Origin of the sequence: Streptomyces turgidiscabies Car8 (genome assembly GCF_000331005.1) — a bacterium.
GTDB lineage: Bacteria > Actinomycetota > Actinomycetes > Streptomycetales > Streptomycetaceae > Streptomyces > Streptomyces turgidiscabies.
Map to the genome: position 1 here is coordinate 1 of NZ_AEJB01000305.1, position 9,078 is coordinate 9,078.

The 9,078-nt window shown below is 71.6% G+C and carries 7 protein-coding genes; all 7 read left to right on the plus strand.

All coding sequences use genetic code 11. The features are described 5' to 3' along the window. Window positions 1–339: 339 nt before the first annotated feature. Entirely contained in the window at window positions 340–2,001 is a 1,662-nt protein-coding gene (locus STRTUCAR8_RS20145; RefSeq protein WP_006377712.1) for an FAD-dependent oxidoreductase, read from the plus strand. Window positions 2,002–2,100: 99 nt separating this feature from the next. Next, window positions 2,101–2,526: a GNAT family N-acetyltransferase gene (locus tag STRTUCAR8_RS20150; RefSeq protein WP_006377711.1), complete on the plus strand. Its 426-nt coding sequence runs from the start codon at window positions 2,101–2,103 to the stop codon at window positions 2,524–2,526. Window positions 2,527–2,681: 155 nt separating this feature from the next. Then, window positions 2,682–4,019 (plus strand): hemolysin family protein, encoded by a 1,338-nt coding sequence (locus STRTUCAR8_RS20155; RefSeq protein WP_006377714.1) that lies wholly within the window; start codon window positions 2,682–2,684, stop codon window positions 4,017–4,019. Beyond that, entirely contained in the window at window positions 4,016–5,062 is a 1,047-nt protein-coding gene (locus STRTUCAR8_RS20160; RefSeq protein ID WP_006377710.1) for a hemolysin family protein, read from the plus strand. Before STRTUCAR8_RS20155 ends, STRTUCAR8_RS20160 begins: the two co-directional genes overlap by 4 nt. A gap of 91 nt (window positions 5,063–5,153) precedes the next feature. Further along, complete coding sequence (locus STRTUCAR8_RS20165; RefSeq protein WP_006377713.1) at window positions 5,154–5,993, plus strand: SGNH/GDSL hydrolase family protein; 840 nt, start codon at window positions 5,154–5,156, stop codon at window positions 5,991–5,993. A 404-nt stretch (window positions 5,994–6,397) separates the two neighbouring features. Then, complete coding sequence (locus tag STRTUCAR8_RS20170) at window positions 6,398–8,419, plus strand: LodA/GoxA family CTQ-dependent oxidase (protein WP_006377708.1); 2,022 nt, start codon at window positions 6,398–6,400, stop codon at window positions 8,417–8,419. Further along, window positions 8,416–9,078 (plus strand): tryptophan 7-halogenase (locus tag STRTUCAR8_RS20175; RefSeq protein WP_006377709.1); only part of this gene is annotated, 663 nt, incomplete at its 3' end. The genes STRTUCAR8_RS20170 and STRTUCAR8_RS20175, both read left to right, overlap by 4 nt.

Sequence of the window (9,078 nt, forward strand, 5' to 3'; positions counted from 1 at the left end):
GCTGCTGGGCTCCTTCGTACAGGTCGAGCAGCAGGATCACCCGCAGCCTGGAGCCGTCGAACGCCGACTGCGATATGCGTCCCGAGATGGTCATCCGGCGCACCTCTCCTCTTCGTTGTGGAAGGCAGTGAGCGACATCCGGGTCCGATCGCCGGGCCGCCATGAGCCGATCGTTGACGCGACTCGCCGTGTGCGCGACTCCCGCGGGGTCGGGCGAGTGAACCGTGCGCCATCCGGGTGCCTCCGGCGGGCGAAGCGGCCCCCGGGGATGCACTGTGCAGGGGCATCTGCTCGCTGACCCGCGTCCCGGCCACGACCGGCAGACACTGGAGGCATTCAATGAACCGTGCGGAAGAGGCCGACGGCAAAGGCGGCCACCACACCCCCGTCCTGATCGTCGGCGGATCCCTGGTGGGCCTGTCCACCTCCCTGTTCCTCGGGCGTCTGGGGGTGCCGCACACGCTCGTGGAGCGCCACTCGGGCACCTCGATCCATCCACGGGGGCGCGGGAACAACGTGCGCACCATGGAGTTGTTCCGGGTGGCCGGGGTGGAGCGGCGCATCGAGGAGGCCGCGTCGGTCCTGGCGGACAACCACGGCATCCTGCAGACACCGAGCCTGGTGGGCGATGTCGGCGAGTGGCTGTTCAAGGAGATCGACCCCGGCGGCGGGCTCGCCCGGTTCAGCCCCAGCGGGTGGTGCCTGTGCAGCCAGAACGACCTGGAGCCGGTCCTGCTGGAGAGCGCGCGGGCGCTCGGCGGGGATCTGCGGTTCTCGACCGAGCTGATGTCGTTCGAGCAGGACCCCGAGGGGGTGACCGCGCAGGTCAAGAGCCGTGAAACGGGTGAGCACACCACCGTCCGGGCGGACTACCTCGTCGCGGCGGACGGTCCCCGCAGCCCCGTCCGGGAGCAGCTCGGCATCGGGCAGAACGGCCCGGGCGACCTGTTCCACAACGTGAGCGTCACCTTCACCTCGCGCGGTCTCGCCGACGTGGTCGGCGACCGGCGCTTCATCGTCTGCTACCTGACCAGTCCGGACGCCGACGGGGCCCTGCTGCCCGTCGACAACCGGGAGCGCTGGGTGTTCCACGCGCCCTGGCACCCCGAACAGGGCGAGACGCTGGAGGAGTTCACCGACGAGCGCTGCCGGGAGCACATCCGGCGGGCCGTCGGCGTACCGGACCTGGATGTGGAGATCACCGGGCGGGCCCCCTGGCACGCCGCCGAGCGGGTCGCCGAACGGTACGCGGACCGCAGGGTGTTCCTCGCCGGCGACTCGGCCCACGAGATGTCCCCCACCGGGGCGTTCGGCTCCAACACCGGTATCCAGGACGCCCACAACCTCGCCTGGAAGCTGGCGGCCGTACTGGGCGGCTGGGCGGGTCCCGGGCTGCTGGGGTCGTACGACCTTGAGCGCCGGCCGGTCGCGGAGGCGACGAGCGCCCGTGCCTCCGCGCGGTCGGTCGAGCACAGCCACCCCGGGTACACCCCCGCTCCCGGTGCCGGCGGCCCGGGCGGCAAGAAGGGCGGCATCCTCAACGTGGCCCTCGCCTACCGCTATCCGCGGGGCGCGGTCCTGGGCGCCGATCCGGCGGTACCGGTCGTGCCCGAGGGCGTACGGCTGACCGGTGAGCCCGGGAGCAGGGCTCCCCACCTGTGGCTGAACCGCGCCGGCACCCGGATCTCCACGCTCGACCTGTACGAGAACTCGCTGGTGCTCCTCAGCTCGGCGGGCGCCGCCGGCGGATGGCACGACGCGGCGACGGAGGTCGCGCGCCGGCTGTCGATGCCGCTCGACTCGTACCGGATCGGGAGCGGGGCCGACGCCGAGCTGTCACCCGCGAGCGACCTGGACTGGGCCGAGGCCCACGGCGTCAGCACGGACGGAGCGGTGCTGGTGCGCCCCGACGGCTTTGTCGCCTGGCGCTCGGAAGGACCGTCGGCGGCCCCCGAGGCGGTGTTGCGGGAGGCCCTTTCGGCGCTGCTGGACCGGCGCTGACCGCTCGAACCGCTCGACTCGCGTCCGTGCACGGAGACTTCACGTCCGTGCACGGAAACGGGTTCGCCAGAGCGCCCGTCGCTCTGCTTGGCTCGCCTCATGAGTGATCTGAGCATCCGCCCCGCCACCCACGCGGACATCGACTCCGTGCTGCTGTTCTGGCGTGAGGCCGCCGAGGGGACCAGCATCAGCGACGACCGCGACGGCGTGACCCGGCTCGTCGACCGGGACCCCGAGGCTCTGCTCCTCGCAGAGCGCGACGGAGTGCTGTCGGGCACGGTGATAGCCGGGTTCGACGGCTGGCGCTGCCATCTGTACCGGCTCGCGGTGCATCCGGAGCGGCGCCGGCAGGGCATCGGCTCGGCGCTGCTGGCCGCCGCCGAGGAGCGGTTCGTACGACTGGGCGGGCGGCGCGCGGACGCCATGGTGCTGGAGCGCAACGAGAGCGGGCAGCAGGCGTGGCGGGCCGCCGGGTACGGGCCCGAGGAGCAGTGGCGTCGCTGGGTGAAGCCCCTCACCGACTGAGCCACTTTGCGCATCCTTTACTATTGGCGGACCAGATACTTCTCCGATGAAAGGTGTGAGCGTCCGCCCATGGGCGAGCCTCCCAGTAGCGACAGCACCACTCGACGTCGAGCGATCCCGCCGGCCCTGCCCGACCATGGGACGGAGGTGAACCGATGACCGAAGTGCTTCTCCTCCTGGTCGCGATCCTGCTCTCCCTGGCCTGCGGCGCCTTCGTCGCGGCGGAGTTCTCCCTGACCACCGTCGAGCGCAGCGAGCTGGAGCGCGCGGTGGAGCGCGGCGAGCGGGGTGCCGCCGGCGCCCTGAAGGCCGTACGGAACCTGACGTTCCAGCTCTCCGGCGCGCAGCTCGGCATCACGGTCACCAACCTCGTGGTCGGCATGCTCTCCGAGCCGTCGATCGCCGCGCTGATCGCGGGCCCGCTCGAATCGCTCGGTGTCTCGGCCTCGGCGTCCTCATCGCTGGCCCTGGTGATCGGTACGGCGCTGTCGACCGTCTTCCTCATGGTCGTCGGCGAGCTGGTGCCCAAGAACTGGGCGATCTCCGCACCGCTGGCCGTGGCCAAGCGGGTGGCGACGCCGCAGCGCCTGTTCAGTGCCGCGTTCCGGCCGTTCATCACACACCTCAACAACACGGCGAACCGTCTGGTGCGCCTCTTCGGCATCGAGCCCGCCGAGGAGCTGGCCTCCGCGCGCGGACCCCAGGAACTGGCGGCACTGGCCAGGCACTCCGCCAAGGAGGGCGCCCTGGAGCCCGACACCGCGGAACTGTTCGTACGGACCCTGAACCTGGCCGACCTCACCGCGGAGAACGTGATGACACCGCGCGTCCAGGTAGTCGCCCTCGACGCCCAGGCGACCTGCGAGGACGTGGCGAACGCGACGCGGGCGACCGGGCTGTCCCGGTTCCCCGTCTACCGCGGCAACCTCGACTCGGTCGTCGGCGTCGCGCACATCAAGGACTGCCTCGCGGTGCCCGCCGAGCGTCGCACCCGGGTGTCCGTCTCCGAACTGATGCGCGAGCCGCTGCTCGTCCCCGAGTCACTGACCGTCGACCGGCTCCTCGACCGGCTCTCCGGCAAGCGCACGATGGCAGTCGTCATCGACGAGTACGGCGGTACGGCGGGCGTGGCCACGCTGGAGGACATCGTCGAGGAGGTCGTCGGCGAGGTACGCGACGAGCACGACCCGCACGAGACGTCCGACCTCGCCCCGGCCGGCACGGACGACGAGGGCCGCGCCCTCTACTCCGCGGACGGCGCGGCCCGTACCGACCAGCTCGCCCGCGTCGGTCTCCGGCTGCCGGAGGGCCCGTACGAGACGCTCGCGGGCCTCGTGGCGACCGAACTGGGCCGGATTCCGCAGGCCGGTGACACGGTCGAGGTCGCCGACTGGCACCTGGACGTGGTGGACGCGTCGGGCCGCAGGGCCGCGCGCGTGCTGCTGCACGCGCCGCTCGTGAAGGAAGACGAAAGGGAAGGGGAGGCGAAGTGACCACCATCCAGCTGCTCATCGGTCTGGCGACGCTGGTCGTCAACGCCTTCTTCGTCGGCGCCGAGTTCGCGCTGATCTCCGTCCGCCGCAGCCAGATCGAGCAATACGTGGAGGAAGGGCCGGAGGGCGCCGGCGGGGACCGCGCGGACGGCGACCGGCGGGCGAAGAGCGTGCTCTGGGGCCTGGAACACGTGTCCGCGCTGATGGCCGCGGCCCAGCTGGGCATCACGCTGTGCACCCTGATCCTCGGTGTGGTCGCGGAACCGGCTATCGCGCATCTGCTGGAGCCGGTGTTCCACGCGGTGGGCGTCCCCGAGAGCGCGGGCCACGCGGTGTCCTTCGTGATCGCCCTCGCCCTGGCCACGTATCTGCACATGCTGCTCGGCGAGATGGTGCCGAAGAACATCGCGCTCGCGGAGCCGGTGCGCAGCGCGCTGCTGCTGGGCCCGCCGCTGGTGGCCCTGGCGCGGGCTCTGAAGCCGGTGATCTTCACGATCAACGCCTTCGCGAACACGCTTCTCAAACTGCTGCGCGTCGAGGTCAAGGACGAGGTTACGGCGACCTTCTCGGACGCCGAACTGGCCCGCCTGGTGCGGGACTCCGGCGAGGCGGGGCTCATCGACGACCGCGCGCGGGAACGCCTGCACGACGCCCTGGAACTGGGCCGCAGGCCGGTGCGTGACGTCGTACTCCCCCTCGAAAGCGTCGTCTACGCGCGCGTGGGCGTCACTCCGGAGGAGCTGGAGCAGCTGTCGGCCGAGTCGGGCTTCTCGCGCTTCCCGGTGGTGGACGACGAGCGCCGGATCGCCGGCTATCTGCACGTCAAGGACGCGCTGGACGCCGCGCCCCGGGACCTCGCCTTCCAGGTGCGGGACATGCGGACCATCGCGAGCGTACGGGCGGACACCCCCCTGGACGACGTCCTCACGGCGATGCGGCGCAGCCGTACGCACCTGGCGGCGGTGCAGGGCGAGGACGGGCTCCTCGCGGGCCTGGTGACGATGGAGGACGTGCTGCGCGAGCTGTTCGGTCAGCCCGTGTAGGGCGTAGCGGAGCGTCCTGGACCGGCTTGGACCGTCCTGGGAGAGGTCGACCGACCGTCGGGTATGTAATCGGGCTATCATCTCTGTCGCCATGCAGACGAATGCTTCTTACACCAGCCTTGTCGCGGTCGGCGACTCCTTCACCGAGGGCATGTCGGACCGGCTGCCGGACGGTACCTACCGCGGCTGGGCCGACCTCCTCGCGGCCCGGATGGCCGCCCGCACGCCCGGTTTCCGGTACGCGAACCTCGCCGTGCGCGGGAAGCTGATCGGGCAGATCGCCGCCGAACAGGTACCCGTGGCGGTAGCCCTGGAGCCCGACGTGATCACACTCGTGGGCGGGCTCAACGACACGCTCCGCCCCAAGTGCGACATGGGGCGGGTACGGGGGCTCCTGGAGGAGTCCGTGGAGCGGCTGGCGCCCGCCTGCAAGCAGCTGGTGCTGATGCGCAGCCCCGGTCGCCAGGGCCCGGTCATGGAGCGCTTCCGGCCGCGCATGGAGGAACTCTTCGTCTGCATCGACGACCTCGCCTCCCGGCACGGCGCCCTCGTGGTCGACCTGTACGGCGCCCCGTCGCTCGGCGACCCCCGGCTGTGGGACGTGGACCGGCTGCACCTGACGGGCGAGGGCCACCGGCGGGTCGCTGAGGCGGTCTGGCAGACCCTCGGCCACGAGGCCGAGGACCCGGAGTGGCGTACACCGCCGGCGGCCACGGCACCCCTCGCCTGGGGTGCGCGCCGGGTCGCGGACGCCCGCTTCGCCCGGCAGTACCTGCTGCCGTGGATCGTTCGCCGACTGACGGGACGCTCGTCCGGGGACGGCCGGACAGGCGCCCACTTCAGCGCCGAGCTCGGCAAGGCGTTCTGGGTCACCCCTGCGGACCACACGAACCCCGGCTCTGTGGCGGACTGGCGACAGGCGGGGCACTGACCCGGAGCCCCGGCAGGCTGGGCGAGGTCCCGCCCGTCCCGCAACCGCCGGCACCTCGGCACCGGACGCTGCGGCGGCCAGGCCCAGACGTCCCTGTGCGTGGTCGGCGAGGCACGCGTGCGCGCACCCTGAGCGATTAGCCCGGCTGCGTCGTGGCGTGCTGGGGAGGACATCTGTTCCGGGAAGACCTCCCCGGTCGGAACGCGAACTCGACCTACGGCCTCTTCAGATACGACCGCACACCTTCGACCGGCTTGAACTCGGAAGCGCCGGAGGGCAGTTGGTCGGACGGTCAGCCACAATCGCGCGTCGATCAGCTCCCGCGCGGTGCGGCTCCCCGGCCTGAATCGCAGGTTTCACGTTGGAGACCGCATCCCGGCGGCCCCCACGACGGAAGGTTCTTGATGGACAGTCACATCGTCCGGGTGAAGATTCACCCCGCGATCGGTGTCGCCCGGGTGGGCAACAGCGCCGAAGCACCCTTCATCGGCCCGGAGTCACCGGACCAGAAGCCGGCGGACCCCGGCTCCTACAAGGACGGCTCCGGGGCGCTCCGCCGACAGGCCGCACGCTTCCGTGTGTACGGCTACAACGCCGCCGGGGAGGTCGTACGGGAGCTGAAGCCCGGCACCGAGGGTGTCACCGAGATCCAGTGGACGGTGCGTCTGGCCAACAAGAAGGCCGCCTGGTACCAGTTCCATCTGGCGCTGGACATCCCCGAGGGCAGGACGCTCACGGCGGAGCAGTACGCCCGACGCAACGCCGACGTCGTGGGCGCCGAGCGGAAGAAGCTGGTCAACGATCCCGGGAGCCGCACCGTTCGCGGCTCGAAGACCGAGACGCAGAAGTTCGACACCGGCAAGGTCATGGACAGGGCGGTGTACCTCGGCGAGATCTCCACCCGTTCCGACGGCCGCCTGGTGGTGCTCGGCGGCCGGGGAAACTCCGCCTCCTACAAGAACCAGCCGATCACCGGGGTCACCAACAACAACACCTGGTACGACGACGTGTCCGACGGCCCGGTGACAGCGAAGGTCAGTATCGACGGCCGGGACCTGACCGCCGTCCCGGCCTGGGTCGTGGTGGGACCTCCGCACTACGCCCCCGGCGTGAAGTCCGTCCGTACCCTCTACGACCTGCTCTTCGACGTCTTCGTCCAGGCCGGTTCACTGACCCGCCCGCAGCAGATCTCGTTCACCGATCACATCGAGCCGATCTTCCGCAGGTTCTGCGATCTGCAGTGGGTCAACCATGGTTTCGCGACCCAGTTCGGGTGGAACGGCCCCAACTTCTTCCTCTCGCCGGCGATGCGCAAGAGGCTCGCCGATCCGTCCAACCGGAACCGGGAACTGCGCCGCCAGACGTACGCCGCCCTGCGTGACTACAACCGCGACGGAAAGTCCCCGCTGCCGTGGCCGTGGCTGTACGGCGACGCCATGGCCAGCAAGCCCAAGTCCGTGCTTCAGCACCTGGCGCTGTCGCCGACCCAGGACTGGATGCTGCAGCGTTGGGCGGACGGGGCGTTCGTGGCCGGCCCCCTGCGGCAGCCGCGCCCCACGGTCGACGCCGCCCCTGCCGCCGAGCAGCCGGGGCTGCTGGACCGGGCGGCCCTGGAGGGCTGCGCCGCCGACGCGTTCCACCCGGGGATCGAGGTCACCTGGCCGATCAGGCACGCGAGCATGTTCAGCGAACCGTTCCGCATCCGGCACCGCGCCCCCGCCGCCGTGGAACCCGACTACGGTCCCACCCTCACTCCGGACGAGGCGGTCTCCGCCACCGGCCCCCTGCAGGCGCAGGGGCCCGGAGACCTCACCCGCTGGATGGCCGCCCCCTGGCAGGCGGACACCGCGAGCTGTCGCTCCGGCTACGAGGTGCTGGCCAACCTGGGGCCCCGGTACAGCCCGTACCTGCCGACCTTCTGGCCTGCCCAGGTACCCAACCATGTGCTCAAGCTGGAGGACTTCGAGAAGGTCAACACGCCGTCCGCCGGGGGCGACGACAGCGCCCGGGAGGAGGCGTTCGAGCGGCGGGCGACCTGGCTGCGCGGGCTCAGTGGCACCATGAACCAGCAGCGCTCACAGATGATCAGGGACTGGGCCAAACTCGGCGTCGTCGAGGTGCGCGACTACACCGTGGGCGACGGGAAGTTCCCCGCACGGATCCTGGTGGAGTCCCGCCCGGGACAACCGCTCGATCAGGCACCGGACACGGCGAACCTCGTCAACGTTCAGATGCCCGAGGCGGGTCCGCACATGTCGTCCGCGGCGGCGGGCCTCTCGCCCGAGGGAAGGCTCGCCCCCGAAACCGTCGAGGCCGAGTCCGCGGCACGGGCGGTCGGCCAGGCAGCCAGGGCGACCGGCTACCGCGTGGAGGAGATCACCGCCGGATACCTCGAGAAGCTCGATCCCTTCCGCGACGCGCGGTGAGCGCCGCGTCCTCTCCCGGCGCGGACACCTACGACGTCGTGGTGGCGGGCGGCGGTCCGGCCGGCTGCGCCGCCGCGCTCATGCTCGCCCGGGCCGGCCGTACGGTCTTGCTGGCGGACGCCGGCACCGGGCCGCCCAAGGTCGGCGAGACGCTCGTGCCCGCCGGGCGGGTCCTGCTCGGCGACCTCGGCGTCGCCGACCGCGTCCTCGACTCCGGACACCTGCCCTGCTACGGCAGTCTTTCGGCGTGGGGTTCGACCGACCTGCATGCCGTGGACTTCATCAACGACCCGCACGGCCATGGCTGGCACCTCGACCGGCGGTTGTTCGACCGACGCCTGCGCGACGCCTCCCGCGCGGCGGGGGCCGAGGTCGCCGAAGGCTCGACCGTACGCGAACCGGTGCGGACGCCGGACGGCGGCTGGACTCTGGTCCTGCGCGCCGGCACGAGCCCTGTCGGGTCGAGGCCCGGTGGCGCGTCCGGGTCCGGGTCCGTGTCGGGCGGGCCAATGTCGGGGCCCGGCGGCGAGGCCGAGTCGGGGTCCAGTGGCGGGTCCGGGTCGGGGTCCAGTGGCGGGTCCGGGTCGGGACCCGACGGCGGGTCGGGGTCCGGATCCGGGTCCGTGTCGGGGTCCGGTGGCCGTTCGGGGTCCGGTGGC

Coding starts and splice junctions, on each gene's coding strand:
- STRTUCAR8_RS20145 (WP_006377712.1), top strand. CDS start 340: ATGAACCGTGCGGAAGAGGCCGACGGCAAAGGCGGCCACCACACCCCC.
- STRTUCAR8_RS20150 (WP_006377711.1), top strand. CDS start 2,101: ATGAGTGATCTGAGCATCCGCCCCGCCACCCACGCGGACATCGACTCC.
- STRTUCAR8_RS20155 (WP_006377714.1), top strand. CDS start 2,682: ATGACCGAAGTGCTTCTCCTCCTGGTCGCGATCCTGCTCTCCCTGGCC.
- STRTUCAR8_RS20165 (WP_006377713.1), top strand. CDS start 5,154: ATGCAGACGAATGCTTCTTACACCAGCCTTGTCGCGGTCGGCGACTCC.
- STRTUCAR8_RS20170 (WP_006377708.1), top strand. CDS start 6,398: ATGGACAGTCACATCGTCCGGGTGAAGATTCACCCCGCGATCGGTGTC.